General features: G+C 66.9%; 12 protein-coding genes and 1 tRNA gene. 9 read left to right on the top strand and 4 right to left on the bottom strand.

Going from position 1 to position 15828, the window contains the following annotated elements:
- Nucleotides 1-4: 4 nt before the first annotated feature.
- Nucleotides 5-1231, bottom strand: coding sequence for an argininosuccinate synthase (locus ACDP63_RS05115; protein ID WP_409927845.1), 1227 nt, complete (start codon nt 1229-1231; stop codon nt 5-7).
- A gap of 52 nt (nt 1232-1283) precedes the next feature.
- Between ACDP63_RS05115 and ACDP63_RS05110 the strand changes: the two genes are divergently transcribed.
- Both ACDP63_RS05110 and ilvA read left to right on the top strand, forming a co-directional pair.
- Nucleotides 1284-2126: a hypothetical protein gene (locus ACDP63_RS05110; RefSeq protein ID WP_024842977.1), complete on the top strand. Its 843-nt coding sequence runs from the start codon at nt 1284-1286 to the stop codon at nt 2124-2126.
- An 81-nt stretch (nt 2127-2207) separates the two neighbouring features.
- Nucleotides 2208-3446, top strand: a complete 1239-nt coding sequence (ilvA, locus tag ACDP63_RS05105; protein ID WP_024842978.1) for a threonine ammonia-lyase IlvA — start codon at nt 2208-2210, stop codon at nt 3444-3446.
- A gap of 7 nt (nt 3447-3453) precedes the next feature.
- On the opposite strand, the gene ACDP63_RS05100 is transcribed toward ilvA, so the two are convergent.
- Nucleotides 3454-3804 carry an Hpt domain-containing protein gene (locus tag ACDP63_RS05100; RefSeq protein ID WP_024842979.1) on the bottom strand — a complete coding sequence of 117 codons (351 nt, stop codon included), beginning with the start codon at nt 3802-3804 and terminating at the stop codon, nt 3454-3456.
- 119 nt (nt 3805-3923) lie between these two features.
- Between ACDP63_RS05100 and ACDP63_RS05095 the strand changes: the two genes are divergently transcribed.
- The gene (locus ACDP63_RS05095; RefSeq protein ID WP_074990374.1) at nt 3924-5195 is read left to right on the top strand and encodes a PP2C family protein-serine/threonine phosphatase; all 1272 of its coding nucleotides are present in this window, start codon (nt 3924-3926) and stop codon (nt 5193-5195) included.
- Between the two features lie 8 nt (nt 5196-5203).
- Here the strand turns inward: ACDP63_RS05095 and ACDP63_RS05090 are convergent, their stop codons facing one another.
- Nucleotides 5204-5644, bottom strand: coding sequence for an NUDIX domain-containing protein (locus ACDP63_RS05090; RefSeq protein WP_024842981.1), 441 nt, complete (start codon nt 5642-5644; stop codon nt 5204-5206).
- Nucleotides 5645-5851: 207 nt separating this feature from the next.
- Nucleotides 5852-5936, bottom strand: a tRNA-Leu gene (locus ACDP63_RS05085).
- 574 nt (nt 5937-6510) lie between these two features.
- Here ACDP63_RS05085 and ACDP63_RS05080 point away from each other — a divergent pair.
- The 6 genes from ACDP63_RS05080 to ACDP63_RS05055 all read left to right on the top strand — a co-directional run bounded on the left by ACDP63_RS05080 (nt 6511) and on the right by ACDP63_RS05055 (nt 15722).
- On the top strand, nt 6511-7503 hold the full coding sequence (locus ACDP63_RS05080; protein WP_024842982.1) for a complex I NDUFA9 subunit family protein: 993 nt from the start codon (nt 6511-6513) through the stop codon (nt 7501-7503).
- Nucleotides 7500-8306 carry an undecaprenyl-diphosphate phosphatase gene (locus ACDP63_RS05075; RefSeq protein WP_024842983.1) on the top strand — a complete coding sequence of 269 codons (807 nt, stop codon included), beginning with the start codon at nt 7500-7502 and terminating at the stop codon, nt 8304-8306. Before ACDP63_RS05080 ends, ACDP63_RS05075 begins: the two co-directional genes overlap by 4 nt.
- A 150-nt stretch (nt 8307-8456) precedes the next feature.
- Nucleotides 8457-9950 carry an NAD(P)-dependent oxidoreductase gene (locus tag ACDP63_RS05070; RefSeq protein ID WP_024842984.1) on the top strand — a complete coding sequence of 498 codons (1494 nt, stop codon included), beginning with the start codon at nt 8457-8459 and terminating at the stop codon, nt 9948-9950.
- A gap of 9 nt (nt 9951-9959) precedes the next feature.
- The gene (locus tag ACDP63_RS05065) at nt 9960-10742 is read left to right on the top strand and encodes a hypothetical protein (RefSeq protein ID WP_051419469.1); all 783 of its coding nucleotides are present in this window, start codon (nt 9960-9962) and stop codon (nt 10740-10742) included.
- Between the two features lie 14 nt (nt 10743-10756).
- Complete coding sequence (gltB, locus tag ACDP63_RS05060) at nt 10757-15289, top strand: glutamate synthase large subunit (protein WP_036747162.1); 4533 nt, start codon at nt 10757-10759, stop codon at nt 15287-15289.
- A 175-nt stretch (nt 15290-15464) separates the two neighbouring features.
- Entirely contained in the window at nt 15465-15722 is a 258-nt protein-coding gene (locus tag ACDP63_RS05055) for a hypothetical protein (protein ID WP_028709896.1), read from the top strand.
- Nucleotides 15723-15828 lie beyond the last annotated feature (106 nt).

Genomic DNA, 15828 nt, shown 5'->3' with positions numbered 1-15828 from the left:
GGGTCTACTTGAACCTGGCGTTGCGATTGGCCACCAGCTTCAGCCGCAGCGCGTTGAGCCGGATGAAGCCCGCCGCGTCCTTCTGGTCATAGGCGCCGGCATCGTCCTCGAAGGTGACGTGCTTTTCGCTGTAGAGCGAATGGTCCGACCAGCGGCCGACCGTGTGGACGCTGCCCTTGTAGAGCTTCAGCCGCACGGTACCGGTCACATGTTCCTGGCTCTTGTCGATCAGCGCCTGCAGCATCTCGCGCTCGGGGCTGAACCAGAAGCCGTTGTAGATCAGCGCGGCATAGCGCGGCATAATCGAATCCTTGAGGTGCCCGGCGCCGCTGTCCAGCGTGATCTGCTCGATGCCGCGATGCGCTTCCAGCAGGATGGTGCCGCCGGGGGTCTCGTAGATGCCGCGCGACTTCATGCCGACAAAGCGGTTTTCCACGAAGTCGAGCCGGCCGATACCATGCCTGCGGCCATATTCGTTCAGCGCCGTCAGGATGGTGGCAGGCGACAGCGCCTCGCCGTTGATCGACACCGCATCGCCACGCTCGAAGCCGATCTCGACATATTCGGGCTGGTCGGGCGCGTCCTCGGGGCTGACGGTGCGCTGGTAGACGTAATCGGGTGCTTCCTCGGCGGGATTTTCCAGCGCCTTGCCCTCGCTGCTGGTGTGCAGCAGGTTGGCATCGACCGAGAAGGGCGCCTCGCCGCGCTTGTCCTTGGCGATCGGGATCTGGTGTTCTTCGGCGAATTCGATCAGCCGGGTGCGCGAGGTCAGATCCCATTCCCGCCAGGGCGCGATCACCTTGATCGAGGGGTCGAGCGCATAGGCCGACAGTTCGAACCGGACCTGGTCATTGCCCTTGCCGGTGGCGCCATGGGCCACGGCATCGGCACCGTGGCGATGCGCGATGTCCACCAGGTGCTTGGAGATCAGCGGCCGGGCGATCGAGGTGCCCAGCAGGTAAAGCCCCTCGTAGACCGCATTGGCGCGGAACATCGGGAAGACGAAGTCGCGCACGAACTCCTCGCGCACGTCGACGATATGAATGTTTTCCGGCTTGATGCCCAGCAGTTCGGCCTTCTGGCGCGCCGGTTCGAGTTCCTCGCCCTGGCCCAGGTCGGCGGTGAAGGTGATGACCTCGCAGCCATATTCGGTCTGCAGCCATTTCAGGATGATCGAGGTGTCGAGCCCGCCCGAATAGGCAAGGACGACTTTCTTCGGCGCGTCGGACATGCGATATGGCCCCCGTTTTTTTTGAGTTGATGTTGCAATAGGATGTTTTCCGATGACCGACAAGAGCGGGGCGCCGCCCAGGCGCAGGCAGGGCTTTTCCGGCAAACCGGGTGGAATTCGGCGGGGGGCCCGGTGCAGCGCCATCCTGTGCCGGCGCAGGCTGCGGCAGTGGCGCGATGCCTTCATGGACCAGGCGGGCGCGCTGTTGCGGCGTGTCTTTCGCGACTGCTGGTGGCTCAGCGCGATCATCGCCGCGCTCCTCTTCCTGCCGCCGCTGCAGGTCGAACCGCTGCCCGGCTGGCATGATCCCGTCGCCCTTGCCGTGCTGACATTGGCCTTCGGCATCGCGGTGCTGGGCTGGGCCATCGCGATCATGGGCAGCTTGCAAGGATGGCCTGGCCTCAGGCTTGGCCTGGCCCTCGCCATTCCCCTGGGCATGGCCGTGCTTGCCCGCATGAAGGCGCGCAGCATCCTGGCACAAAGCTTCGGCGTTGCGCCCGATACCTTTCCGATGACCCTGGACGTACTGACAGCGGTCACGACTTTGTGGCTGACCTTCGCGGGGGCTGGGGCGCTGCTCATGCTGCTGCAGTTGGGGTTGCTTACCCTGCAAATGCTGACGAGGCGTGGAGGCGCTGCCCTGCGGTCGATGGCCTTTGTCCTGCCGCTCAGCGCGATGATCGCGATGCCGCTTGCGTCATCGCTGACGATCATGCCCGACCTGCCCAGCCTCGTCCGGGCGCTGGATGGGCAGGAAAACTACCGATGCGATTTCCCAGCCATGCCGTCCCGGCCCCTTTCCGTCACCTTCCTTTCCGATACCCAGGTGCTTGCCTGGCTGCCCGACAGGGCACAGCCCGTCGTCCTGCCCTGCAAGATGGACGCCACCCGCTAGCCAGGGCGGCCGGGCGCCGCCGCCCAGGGCGGCAAGCCATCCCCACTTGCCAACCGCGGTTTTTCGCGCCATGCGCCGGTCATGGAAAACTTTGCCGCCTCTGTCCGCCAGGCCGGGATCGCGCTGCGCGACCTTTTCGAGCCGACGCCCTTGCAGAAGAACGATCACCTCTCGGCGAAATACGGTGCCGAGATCTGGCTGAAACGCGAAGACCTGACGCCGGTGCGCAGCTACAAGCTGCGCGGCGCCTTCAACGCCATGCGCAAGATCGGCGCCGGGCCGCAGGGGCATTTCGTCTGCGCCAGCGCCGGCAACCACGCGCAGGGCATGGCCTATGCCTGCCGGCATTTCGGCACCCGCGGCACGATCTTCATGCCGGTCACCACGCCCCGGCAAAAGATCGACAAGACCCGCATCTTCGGCAACGGCGCCATCGAGATCGTGCTGACCGGCGATTATTTCGACCAGACGCTGGCCGCGGCGCAGGATTTCGCCCGCGCGCAGGGCGCCACCTTCCTGTCGCCCTTCGACGACCCGGACATCATCGAGGGGCAGGCCACGGTCGGGCTGGAGCTGCTCGACCAGCTGGATGCCGCGCCGGATGTCGTCGTCCTGCCGGTCGGCGGCGGGGGGCTGGCCGCCGGCGTCACCCGGTTGCTGGCCGAACTGGCCCCCGGCACCCGCGCCGAGTTCGCCGAACCGGAAGGTGGCGCCAGCCTGCGCGAGGCGCTGCTGGCGGGCGCCCCCGTGACCCTGCCCGCCGTGGACAATTTCGTCGATGGCGCCGCCGTGGCGCGGATCGGCGACCTGCCCTTTGCCGCGCTTCGCGGCTTCGGCGCCGAGCGCGTCCATACCGCGCCCGAAGATCGCATCTGCGCCACCATGCTCGAAATGCTGAACATCGAGGGCATCGTGCTGGAACCGGCCGGGGCGCTGGCAGTGGACGTGCTGCGCGACATTCCCGACCTGGCCGGCAAGCGGGTGGTCTGCATCTGTTCGGGCGGGAATTTCGACTTCGAGCGCCTGCCCGAGGTCAAGGAGCGCGCCCAGCGTTTCTCGGGGCTCAAGCGCTATTTCATCCTGCGCATGCCGCAGCGGCCCGGCGCCCTGCGCGATTTCCTGCAATTGCTGGGCCCCGAGGACGATATCGCCCGCTTCGAATACCTGAAGAAATCGGCGCGCAACTTCGGCTCGGTCCTGATCGGCATCGAGACCACCGCCCCGGAAAACCTTGCCCGGCTGTGCGACAGGCTGGAAGCGGCGGGGATCGGCTATCGCGACATCACCCGCGATCCGGTGCTGGCGGAATTCCTGATCTGACCGGCGCTCAGGCAAGGCGCATCCGCTTGTCGGGACGCAGCGCCGCGTCCAGCTGGCGCATCAGCGCCTGTTTCGACGCGGAATAACTGGCCAGCAGCGATTCGGCATCGACCTCGGCCGCCCGGCCCCCGGCCGCCTTGCGTTCGCCTGCATCGCAAAGATTGCCGAAATCGACAAAGCCCAGGTTCCAGGCGCATCCTTTCAGGAAATGCAGGTCGGTTTCCAGCTGCAGCACGTCCCGGCGCGACAGGCGCATGATGACACCTTCGACCTCGTCCAGAAACAGTTCCAGGATCAGCTGGAATTCGTCATCGCCGACCTCCCCGCGCAGTTCGTTGATACGGTTCCAATCCAGCATGGACAACCCTCGGAAGAATCACCCACCCTTCATAACAGCAATTTCATCTATAACGTGTTAATCGCGAAAATTGTCTGGATTAACGGAACATTCAGACCCCGTGGTCTAGACCCTGGCGCATGATGATCCTCGACCCCCAGGCCGCGACGACGATACCGCACAGCATGCGGCTGGTGCTGCTTGTCGACGACAGCCGGGCACAAAGGCGGACCCTGGCGGTGCAGCTGCTCCGCGCCGGCTACCAGGTGGTCGAGGCGGCCAGCGGCGACGAGGCGATGCGCATCTGCCTGGAGCGGCGGCCCGACATCGTCATCTCGGACTGGATGATGCCGGGCCAAAGCGGGCTGGAATTTTGCCGCCGCTTTCGCGAGATGCAGTCGGACCGCTATGGCTATTTCATCCTGCTGACCTCGCGCAACGACAAGAAGGACATCGCCCAGGGGCTGCGCGCCGGCGCCGACGAATTCCTGACCAAGCCGGTCTCGGGCGCCGAACTGCTGGCGCGGCTTTCCGCCAGCGAACGCATCCTGCGCATGGAGGAAAGCCTGCGCAGCGCCAATACCCAGCTCAGCGCCACCCTGGCCCAGCTGCGCGAGACCCAGGCCGCGATCGACCGCGACCTGCGCGAGGCGCAGCGCCTCCAGCAGGGGCTGGTGCGGGAACGCCATGGCCGCTACGGCGATTTCGACCTTTCGCTGCTGATGCGCCCGGCCGGCCATATCGGCGGCGACCTGGTCGGCTTCTTTCCGATCAACGCCCGCCGCGTCGGGCTGTTCGCGCTGGACGTGGCGGGCCATGGCGTCGCCTCGGCACTGCTTTGCGCGCGGCTGGCGGCGCTGCTTTCCGGTGGGACGGACCAGAACATCGCGCTGCGCATCACCGACCTGGGCCTTTACGACGCCCGCCCGCCGACCGAGGTGCTGCGCCACCTGAACACGCTGATGATCGAGGAATTGCGTACCGAATCCTATTTCACCATGGTCTATGCCGATCTGGATTTCCTGACCGGCCAGCTGCGCCTGGTGCAGGCGGGCCACCCCCATCCGGTGCTGCAACGCGCCGACGGCCGCATCGAGCGCATCGGCGGCGGCGGCCTGCCCGTGGGGGTGTTTCCCGATGCCGCGTATGACGAGGTGCAATTGGCGCTTGGACCCGGCGACCGGCTGTTCATCAGCTCGGACGGCCTCACGGAAAGCGAGAATGCGCGCGGCGAACCCCTGGGCGAAGAAGGGCTGAATGCCATCCTGCGCACCAATGCCACGCTGCGCGGCGATGCACTGCTGGAATCGATCTGCTGGTCGGCAGCGCATTACGCCGGCGGCCGGCGCGGCGACGACATCTCGGCCGTGCTGGTCGAGCGGCAGAAGAACGGTGGCGGCCCCTGGGGCTGAGACCCGGCTCAGATCCGGCGCAACGCCGCCCGCACCAGGGCGCGCGAGCCCGGATCGGGCAACAGTTCCGCGACCTGCCGCAGGGGCACCCAATGCGCTTCATGCCCCGGCTCGGAAGGAGCGCCCAGCCGCACCACCGGGCGGGCCAGCCAGAGGGTGCAGAGCTTCTCCGCCCAGAACCCGTAATCCGGCATATGGCAAAAACGCCGATAGGCGCCGAGGCGGCGCGGATTGCCGATGCTCCAGCCGGTCTCCTCGCGCACCTCGCGATGCAGGGCGGCCAACGGCGATTCGCCGGGGTCGATGCCGCCGCCGGGCAATTGGAACTCGGGCGCCGGCGCCTGCTGGAAGGTCAGCAGCGCCGCGCCGTCGCGGATCAGCAGCCCATAGGCCCCCGGACGCAGGCGATGGGCGCGGCGCCCCGGCGGCGTTCCGAAACGCGGTATCATGCGGCCACTTCCTTTCCCCCCACGGCGCCCTGCCTGTGCCCATCCCGGCCGGGAAGGCCATGGCTGCGCCCCGCCCGCGCCTGCATGGCTTCACCGTTTCCCAAATACCCAAGCGACCGTGCCACCGGCGGCAAGCCTTGCCCGAAAGCACCCTGCCGCGCAAAGCAAAAGCCGCGCAAACCCAAGGGTTTGCGCGGCTTTTGTTCATGGTGCCCAGGAGAGGACTCGAACCTCCACGCCTTGCGGCACACGGACCTGAACCGTGCGCGTCTACCAATTCCGCCACCTGGGCAGGTCGCGTGAGCCGGGTGATTAAGCCCAGCCGCAGGGGGTGTCAACGGGGGATCGACAAAAATCTTCGCCGGCCGCAAATCTTTTTCGCGCCCCCGTTCACGCCGCCTTCGAAGCCGCCGGCCCGGCCGTGTCCGGGCCGTGCTTCATCGGCCGGCGCCGCCGGAAAACCGCGCCCCGGCCGGGTAGAGCCCTGCCCCTTCGGCCGGATCAGCGCGGCCCGGCATGCCCCCTTCGCACGGCACGGACCCGCCTGATCCTGCCGCGCTCCATGAGATCGTCCGCATGCCGCCGCCCCAGGCGGCCGCGAGCAGGCCGCAAGCCGGTGGCCGCGATCCCCGCACGCCTGGCACCAACGGCCGCGGCGGCGGTGCCGCGCCTCCCCCCGGGGCTCGGCCTGGACGATCTTTTCATCCCTCGCCCATTTGCCGCCGTTGCCCGGCCTTGAAAGGGCGCGGCCAACGCCGGGACGGGCCGGCAAGGCGGACCCGATCGTCGCAGGCCGGCGGCCACGGCTTGCCGCTGGCGGAAGGCTTGGGTATTGAACGATCAAGCACGCACGAAGGGAGCGCCGCATGTCCGCAGCCAAGCTTGTCACCATTTATGGCGGGTCTGGATTCCTCGGCCGGCAGATCGCACGGGTCATGGCCGCCCAGGGCTGGCGCATCCGCGTCGCCGTCCGCCGCCCGAACGAGGCCGGGGTGGTGCGCACCTATGGCGCCCCCGGCCAGGTCGAGCCGGTGCCCTGCAACGTGCGCGACGACCTTTCCGTGACCGCCTGCATGGCCGATGCGGATGCGGTCATCAACTGCGTCGGCATCATGGTGCGCGAGGGCAGGAACACCTTCGACGCCATCCACGAGGAGGCCGCGGGCCGCGTCGCCCGCATCGCCGCCGAAACCGGGGTCCGGCATTTCGTGCATGTCTCGGCCATCGGCGCGGATCCGGATTCGGACAGCCGCTATGCCGCCACCAAGGGCCGGGGCGAGGCGGCGGTGCTGGCGCATCGCCCCGATGCGGTGATCCTGCGGCCTTCGGTCATGTTCGGGCCGGACGACCATTTCTACAACCGCATCGCCTCGATGACGCGGCTGGGGCCGATCCTGCTGGTGCCGGGCGCGAACACCCAGATGCAGCCGGTCTATGTCGAGGACGTGGCCCGCGCCGCCGCCATGGCCGCCGCGGGACAGGCCGAGCCGGGCATCTACGAGCTTGGCGGGCCGGACGTCCTGACCATGCGCGAGGTGGCGCAGCAGGTTCTGGTTGCCACCGACCGGCGCCGCGCCATCATCGGCCTGCCGAATTGGCTGGGCCGGGTGATGGGATCGGTGCTGGACACGGTGCAGACCGTCAGCGGCGGGCTGCTGACCAACCGCATCATGACCCGCGACCAGGCCCGGCTGCTGCGCCGGCCGAACCGGGTCTCGGGACAGGTCAAGACCTTTGCCGACCTGGGCATCGAACCGACCGCCGCCCCCGCCATCATCGCGCAATACCTGTGGCGCTTCCGGCCCTCGGGGCAATATGAAGCGATCACCGCCTCGGCGAAGAACCTGCGCAACGGCTGATGGACCACAACACCCTCGTTGCCGCCGCCCTTGGTCTGCTGGAGGGGCTGACCGAGTTCATTCCCGTGTCCTCGACCGGCCATGTGCTGCTGGCCGGGCATTTCCTGGGCTTCGATTCCCCCGGCCGCGCCTTCGAGGTGCTGATCCAGCTGGGCGCGATCATGGCCATCCTGGGCGTCTATGCCGGGCGGCTGTGGCGGATCTTTTCCGGCGCACCGCATGATCCGCGCGCCAGGCGCTTCATCCTGGCGGTGGCCCTGGCCTTCCTGCCCGCGGTGGTGATCGGCGTGCTGGCGCATCGCATCATCAAGGAAGTGCTGTTCGAGACCCCGGCCCTGATCGCCGCCATGCTGATCATCGGCGGCGTGGTGCTGCTGTTCGTGGACCGGATGGCGAACCGGCCGCGGCATTTCTCGGCCGAGGATTTCCCGCTGCCCATGGCGCTGAAGATCGGCTTCATCCAGTGCCTGGCGATGATTCCCGGCGTCTCGCGCTCGGGGGCGACCATCGTCGGTGCCCTGCTTCTGGGCGCCGACAAGCGTTCTGCCGCGGAATTCAGCTTTTTCCTGTCCATGCCGACGATGCTGGGCGCTTTCGTCTATGATCTCCACAAGAACCGCGACATCCTGGACGCAGCGGCGACCGGGAACATCGTATTGGGTTTTGTCTGCGCCTTCCTGGCTGCCGTGGTCGTGGTGCGTGGGCTGCTGAACTATGTCTCTACCTATGGCTATGGCTTCTTCGCCTGGTGGCGAATCGCAGTCGGGGTCGTGGTTTTGCTGGCTTTGCAGGCAGGATGGTAAACTGTGCTGACCTATTTTTCGCGCCCGCAGCGTAAAAAAGAGGGGTTCGGACGGAAGAATCGTTAATTAGGTCAACTCTGCTGACTTTTCTTTGACGGCGGCCTGACTTATCAGGCTGGGACCACCCTCGTCATCGAAGGACGCGCAGCCATGGCCACGCAAAAGATGCTCAAATTCGTCACCATCGGGCGCGAGATGCCCGAGAAACGTGACGCGGCATCCCGCTCGGAAGATTTCCACGAGATCTATCGCGAGTTCGCCGAGGCCAAGGCCAAGGAACAGGCCAGCCGCTGCAGCCAATGCGGCGTGCCCTATTGCCAGAGCCATTGCCCGCTGCACAACAACATCCCCGACTGGCTGCGCCTGACCGCCGAGGGGCGCACGCAGGAAGCCTATCTGCGCAGCCAGGAGACCAACACCTTCCCCGAGATCTGCGGCCGCATCTGCCCGCAGGACCGGCTGTGCGAGGGCAATTGCGTCATCGAACAGTCCGGCCACGGCACCGTCACCATCGGCGCCATCGAGAAATACATCACCGACACCGCCTGGGAGCAGGGCTGGATCACGCCGATCGTGCCGATGCAGGAACGGCCGGAATCCATCGGCATCATCGGCGCGGGGCCGGGCGGGCTGGCCGCCGCCGACCGGCTGCGCCGCATGGGCTTCCAGGTCACGGTCTATGACCGCCACGACCGGGCCGGCGGGCTGATGATCTATGGCATCCCCGGCTTCAAGCTGGAAAAGCAGGTGGTCGAGCGGCGCACCGAGCAGCTGGCCCAGGGCGGCGTGGACTTCGTGCTGAACGTCAATGTCGGCGAGGACATCAGCTTCGACGCCATCCGCGGCAAGCATGACGCGGTGCTGATCGCCACCGGCGTCTACAAGACCCGCGACCTGGACATCGACAATGCCGCCGCCAAGGGCGTGGTACGGGCGCTGGACTACCTGACCGCCTCGAACCGGGTCGATCTGGGCGACGAGATCCCCGATTACGAGGATGGCGAGCTGAACGCCAAGGGCAAGCGCGTCGTGGTCATCGGCGGCGGCGACACCGCCATGGATTGCGTGCGCACCGCCATCCGCCAGGGCGCGCAATCGGTGAAATGCCTGTATCGCCGCGACCGCGCCAACATGCCCGGCAGCCAGCGCGAGGTGCAGAACGCCGAGGAGGAGGGCGTCGAGTTCGTCTGGTTGTCCGCCCCTGGCGCCTTTACCGGCCATGTCACCGGCGAGGCCATGGTCGCGCAGGAACGCGACGTGGATGATACGGGCGAAATCCCGACCATCAGCGCCGTGCGCGTGCAGAAGATGCGGCTGGGCCAGCCCGATGTCTCGGGCCGGCAGTCGCCCGAGCTGATCGAAGGCGCCGATTACGACGAGCCGGCGGAACTGGTCATCAAGGCGCTGGGTTTCGAACCCGAGGAACTGCCGCGGCTTTGGGGCGTGGACGGGCTGGAGGTGACGCGCTGGGGCACGATCAAGGCCGATTACCAGACGCACCAGACCAGTCTGCCCGGCGTCTTTGCCGTGGGCGACATCGTGCGCGGCGCCAGCCTGGTGGTCTGGGCGATCCGCGACGGCCGCGAGGCCGCGGACAGCATCGCCGGCTATCTTTCCGGCGCCGCCCGCGTCGCGGCCGAATAGGGGGCGGCCATGGCACGACAACCACGCCCCAGCCCCGCAGCCGGCGCCACGCCGACGGCGCGCGGCATGGTGCTGGCGGCAGGAGCGGCAGCCATGCTGACGCTTCCTGCCCTGCCCGCCGCGGCGGCCAATTTCACCCCGCCTTCCGGCTGCAAGCTGGAAATCACCGTGCAGAACCGCGGTTGCAGCGTCTCGCAGCATTACCGCTGCGGCTCGGATGCGCCCGGCGACCAGCGCGTGACCTATTTCACCCCCGAAGGCCCGACCTTCCAGTCGCGCATCGACCGCGAGACGCGCTGGATGGAAAGCACCGACCTGCGCAGCGGCCTGACCGATGTGCTGGAGGAGGAGGCGCAGGACCACGCCTCGTTCTCGACCCTGCTGGAGACAGGGCGGGACGATTTCGATTTCTGGACCCGCTCGAACGACGGCGAGCGGCTGCGCCATGTCGGCCATGACGAATTGACCGGCGAAACGGTGCAGATCGACGGCGTGACGCTGGAACTCACCCGGTTCGAACTGACCACCTATGGCGAATCCGGCCAGGTGCTGATCCGGCGCCATGGCCAGCAATTCATCAGCCGCGCGCAGGGGCGGTTCTATGGCGGCGTCGAGACCTCCGAGGACTGGACCGGCGCCGTGCGCCAGACCAACGACAGCCCGGTGACGTTCTCGTTTCCGGGGCAGCCCGGCTTCGGCTCGACCAAGCCGGAATATGATTGCGACCTGCAGATGGTGGGCGGCCAGGGCGCCGACATCCTGTGGCAGCTTGTGAAGGAGGCACGGACGTGAAGGACTGTGAACAGATGAGCTGGGAACAGCAGGAACAGGCCCGCCGCGACTGGATGGCGGAACATTCGCTCTACCGTGCCGAGGACGAGCATTCGTCCTGCGGCGTCGGCCTGGTCGTCAGCATCGACGGCAAGGCCAGCCGCAAGGTGGTGGAAAGCGGCATCACCGCGCTGAAGGCGATCTGGCATCGTGGCGCCGTGGACGCCGACGGCAAGACCGGCGACGGCGCCGGCATCCATGTGCAGATCCCGGTGCCCTTCTTCTACGACCAGGTGCGCCGCACCGGGCACGAGCCCGACCACGACAAGCTGATCGCCGTGGGCCAGGTCTTCCTGCCGCGCACCGATTTCGCCGCGCAGGAACGCTGCCGGACCATCGTGGAATCCGAAGTGCTGCGCATGGGCCATTACATCTATGGCTGGCGGCACGTGCCGGTGAACACCGCGGTCCTGGGCGAAAAGGCCAATGCCACCCGCCCCGAGATCGAGCAGATCCTGATCCGCTGCGACAAGGACATCGACGACGAGCAGTTCGAGCGCGAGCTTTACATCATCCGCCGCCGCATCGAGAAGGCGGCAGTGGCGGCGCAGATCGCCGGCATGTATATCTGCACGCTGTCCTGCCGCAGCATCATCTACAAGGGCATGATGCTGGCCGAACAGGTGGCCGAGTTCTATCCCGACCTCAAGGACGAGCGTTTCGAGAGCGCCTTCGCCATCTATCACCAGCGTTATTCCACCAACACCTTCCCGCAATGGTGGCTGGCGCAGCCCTTCCGCATGCTGGCCCATAACGGCGAGATCAACACGCTCAAGGGCAACTCGAACTGGATGAAGAGCCACGAGATCCGCATGGCCTCGCGGACCTTCGGCGAGATGGCCGAGGACATCAAGCCGATCATCCCCGGCGGCTCGTCCGACTCGGCGGCGCTGGACGCGGTGTTCGAGGTGCTGGTACGGTCCGGCCGCAATGCGCCGATGACCAAGACCATCCTGGTGCCGGAAGCCTGGTCCAAGGCCACCACCGACATGCCCAAGGCCTGGGCGGACATGTATGCCTATTGCAACTCGATCATGGAGCCCTGGGACGGTCCCGCCGCGCTGGCCATGACCGACGGGCGCTGGGTCTGCGGCGGGCTGGACCGCAACGGCTTGCGGCCGCTGCGCTATGTCGTGACCGGCGACAACCTGCTGATCGCCGGGTCCGAAGCCGGCATGGTCCCGGTCAACGAAACCGCCGTGCGCGAAAAGGGCGCGCTGGGGCCGGGCCAGATGATCGCCGTCGACATGGCCGAGGGCAAGCTTTACCACGACCGCGAGATCAAGGACCATCTGGCCGCCAGCCAGCCCTTCGGCGATTGGGTGGAAAAGGTGGTGCAGCCCTCGGAACTGATGGCCAAGCTGCCCGAGACCGCGCTGCACAGCGGCGAGGAGCTGCACCGCCGCCAGATCGCGGTCGGCTATACCGTCGAGCTGGTCGAGCAGATGCTGGTGCCGATGGCCGAGGACGCCAAGGAGGCGCTGGCCTCGATGGGCGACGACACGCCGCCCGCGGTGCTGTCGCGCCAGTTCCGGCCGCTGTCGCATTACTTCCGGCAGAACTTCAGCCAGGTGACGAACCCGCCCATCGACAGCTTGCGCGAAAGCCGGGTGATGAGCCTGCGCACCCGCTTCGGCAACCTCAAGAACGTGCTTGAGGAAAGCTCGACCCATGCCGAGATCACCATGCTGGAAAGCCCCTTCCTCGCCAATGGCGAGTTCGAGGAACTGACCCGCATGTTCCAGGGCCAGGCGACGCAGATCGACTGCACCTTCCCGGCCAATGGCGGCCCGGACGCCCTGGCCGAGGCCCTGGCGCGCATCCGCGCCGAGGCCGAGGATGCCGTGCGGTCCGGCAACGGCCATATCATCCTGACCGACGAGGGCATCTCGGCCAACCGCGTCGGCGTGCCGATGATCCTGGCGACCAGCGCGGTGCATAGCTGGCTGACGCGCAAGGGGCTGCGGACCTTCTGCTCGCTGAACGTGCGCGCCTCGGAATGCGTGGACCCGCATGATTTCGCGGTGCTGATCGGCTGCGGCGCGACCACGGTGAACCCCTATCTGGCGCAGGACACCCTGGCCGAGCGCATCGAGCGCGGGCTGCTGGACGGCAACCTGATCGACATCATGACCCGCTATCGCGAGGCCATCGACGCCGGGCTGCTGAAGATCATGGCCAAGATGGGGATCTCGGTCCTGTCCTCCTATCGCGGCGGGCTGAACTTCGAGGCGGTGGGGCTTTCCCGCGCCATGGTGGCGGAATATTTCCCCGGCATGCAGTCGCGCATCTCGGGCATCGGCCTGCACGGGCTGCAGGCCAAGCTGGAGGAAGCCCATGCCAAGGGCTTCCGCGCGCCGCTGGTCGACCTGCTGCCGGTGGGCGGCTTCTACAAGGCGCGTCGCTCGGGCGAAAAGCACGCCTGGGAAGCCAATACCATGCGGCTGTTGCAGCTGGCCTGCGAAAAGGCGTCCTATGATGTGTGGAAGCAGTTCACCGCCACCATGCGGGCGAACCCGCCGATCCATATCCGCGACCTGCTGGACATCAAGCCCCTGGGCAAGCCGGTGCCGCTGGAAGAGGTGGAATCGATCACCTCGATCCGCAAGCGTTTCGTGACGCCGGGCATGAGCTTGGGCGCGCTGTCGCCCGAGGCGCATATGACGCTGAACATCGCCATGAACCGCATCGGTGCGAAATCCGACAGCGGCGAGGGCGGCGAGGATCCGGCGCATAGCCACCCGCTGCCCAATGGCGACAACCCCTGCGCCAAGATCAAGCAGGTCGCCTCGGGGCGGTTCGGCGTCACCGCGGAATACCTGAACGCCTGCGAGGAACTGGAGATCAAGGTCGCCCAGGGCGCCAAGCCCGGTGAGGGCGGCCAGCTGCCCGGCATGAAGGTGACGGACCTGATCGCCCGGCTGCGGCATTCGACCAAGGGCGTGACGCTGATCTCGCCGCCGCCGCATCACGACATCTATTCGATCGAGGATCTGGCGCAGCTGATCTATGACCTGAAACAGATCAACCCGCGCGCCAAGATCACGGTGAAGCTGGTGGCAAGCTCGGGCGTCGGCACCATCGCGGCGGGCGTGGCCAAGGCCAAGGCCGACGTGATCCTGATCTCGGGGCACAATGGCGGCACCGGGGCCTCGCCGGCCACGTCCATCAAGTTCGCCGGCCTGCCCTGGGAAATGGGCCTGACCGAGGCGCATCAGGTGCTGGCAATGAACCGCCTGCGCGACCGGGTGACGCTGCGCACCGACGGCGGGCTGCGCACCGGGCGCGACATCGTCATGGCGGCGATGATGGGGGCCGAGGAATACGGCATCGGCACCGCCGCCCTGATCGCCATGGGCTGCATCATGGTGCGCCAGTGCCAGTCGAACACCTGTCCGGTGGGCGTCTGCACCCAGGACGAAAAGCTGCGGGCCATGTTCAACGGCTCGGCCGACAAGGTGGTGAACCTGATCACCTTCTACGCCACCGAGGTGCGCGAGATCCTGGCCAGCATCGGCGCGCGCAGCCTTGACGAGGTGATCGGCCGCGCCGACCTGCTGACCCAGGTCAGCCGGGGCGACAAGTCGCTGGACGACCTGGACCTGAACCCGCTGCTGATCACCGTCGATGGCTCGGAGAAAATCGTCTACGACCGCTCGAAGCCGCGCAACGCGGTGCCCGACACGCTGGACGCCGAGATCATCCGCGATGCCGGCCGCTTCTTCTCGGATGGCGAGAAGATGCAGCTGTCCTATGCGGTCAGGAACACCCAGCGGACGGTGGGCACGCGCACGTCCTCGATGATCGTGCAGACCTTCGGCATGCGCAACAAGCTGCAACCGGACCACCTGACCGTGCGGCTGACCGGCAGCGCCGGGCAGTCTCTGGGCGCCTTTGCGGCGCCGGGGCTGAAGATCGAGGTCTCGGGCGATGCCAACGACTATGTCGGCAAGGGGCTGTCGGGCGGCACCATCGTCGTGCGCCCGCCCATGGGCAGCCCGCTGAAGGCGGCCGAGAACACCATCATCGGCAATACCGTGCTTTACGGCGCCACCGACGGCTATCTGTTCGCCGCCGGCCGGGCGGGCGAACGCTTCGCGGTCCGCAATTCGGGCGCCAAGGTGGTGATCGAGGGCTGCGGCAGCAACGGCTGCGAATACATGACCGGCGGCGTCGCCGTGATCCTGGGTCGGATCGGCGCGAACTTCGGCGCCGGCATGACCGGGGGCATGGCTTATCTCTACGACCCCGAGGGCCTGGCGCGCGATTACATCAACGCCGAAACGCTGGTCCTGTGCCCGGTGACGCAGGCGCATTGGGAAGGGGAGCTCAAGGGCCTGATCGAGCGGCACTACCAGGAAACCCGCTCGCGCCGGGCCGAGGAGATCCTGCAGAACTGGGAGGACGAGAAGGCCAACTTCCTGCAAGTCTGCCCCAGGGAGATGCTGCCGCATCTGAAGCATCCCATCGCCCCGGTCGAGGATCTGGCGGCGGTGCCGGCGGAATAGGACGGATCGGGGGCCTGCGGGCCCCCTTTTCATTTGCCGCGCCAAGGACCAGACCAGCCACCGGCACGCCGACAACCCCGACAAAATGCGCATGCGCCGAAAACACTTTCGTTGAATCGCGCTTCGGTCATGGTATGTGAACTGCACTGTTCAGTTGTCGGAGCCGGCGGGGATCATGTTCATAAGCGTGCCGGCCAGCCTGGGTGCCGCAATCCTGACGGTGATCCTGGGCCTGCCCTGGTGGGTCTCGGCCCTCGGCTTCCTTGGCGCGGGCGTCTGCGCCCTTTTCGCCGCCGAGGCATGGGCGGCCAGAAAGATCCCGGCCGAACCGCACGAGATCCAGCGCGGCCAGCTGGAAAAATCCTCCGATCTCTATGCCGGGACGGTCTCTCCGCGTCCGGGAAATCCCGCCGCGCGATCCTTCCGGGCCTGACCGGGGCCCTCGCTTACCCCTTTCCCGCGACACGCAACTTTCCCGCAAGGCCGGTTGGCCATGGACGCCATCCCGGCTAAAACCCCGGCGCGACGGATTCGGAAAA

The organism is Paracoccus sp. P2 (assembly GCF_046335115.1).
Classification (GTDB): domain Bacteria; phylum Pseudomonadota; class Alphaproteobacteria; order Rhodobacterales; family Rhodobacteraceae; genus Paracoccus; species Paracoccus pantotrophus.
Note: the sequence above shows the minus strand (reverse complement) of the source record. Positions and strands in the feature narration are given on the sequence as shown.

Coding starts and splice junctions, on each gene's coding strand:
- ACDP63_RS05115 (WP_409927845.1), bottom strand. CDS start 1,231: ATGTCCGACGCGCCGAAGAAAGTCGTCCTTGCCTATTCGGGCGGGCTC.
- ACDP63_RS05110 (WP_024842977.1), top strand. CDS start 1,284: ATGACCGACAAGAGCGGGGCGCCGCCCAGGCGCAGGCAGGGCTTTTCC.
- ilvA (WP_024842978.1), top strand. CDS start 2,208: ATGGAAAACTTTGCCGCCTCTGTCCGCCAGGCCGGGATCGCGCTGCGC.
- ACDP63_RS05100 (WP_024842979.1), bottom strand. CDS start 3,804: ATGCTGGATTGGAACCGTATCAACGAACTGCGCGGGGAGGTCGGCGAT.
- ACDP63_RS05095 (WP_074990374.1), top strand. CDS start 3,924: ATGATGATCCTCGACCCCCAGGCCGCGACGACGATACCGCACAGCATG.
- ACDP63_RS05090 (WP_024842981.1), bottom strand. CDS start 5,644: ATGATACCGCGTTTCGGAACGCCGCCGGGGCGCCGCGCCCATCGCCTG.
- ACDP63_RS05080 (WP_024842982.1), top strand. CDS start 6,511: ATGTCCGCAGCCAAGCTTGTCACCATTTATGGCGGGTCTGGATTCCTC.
- ACDP63_RS05070 (WP_024842984.1), top strand. CDS start 8,457: ATGGCCACGCAAAAGATGCTCAAATTCGTCACCATCGGGCGCGAGATG.
- ACDP63_RS05065 (WP_051419469.1), top strand. CDS start 9,960: ATGGCACGACAACCACGCCCCAGCCCCGCAGCCGGCGCCACGCCGACG.
- gltB (WP_036747162.1), top strand. CDS start 10,757: ATGAGCTGGGAACAGCAGGAACAGGCCCGCCGCGACTGGATGGCGGAA.
- ACDP63_RS05055 (WP_028709896.1), top strand. CDS start 15,465: ATGTTCATAAGCGTGCCGGCCAGCCTGGGTGCCGCAATCCTGACGGTG.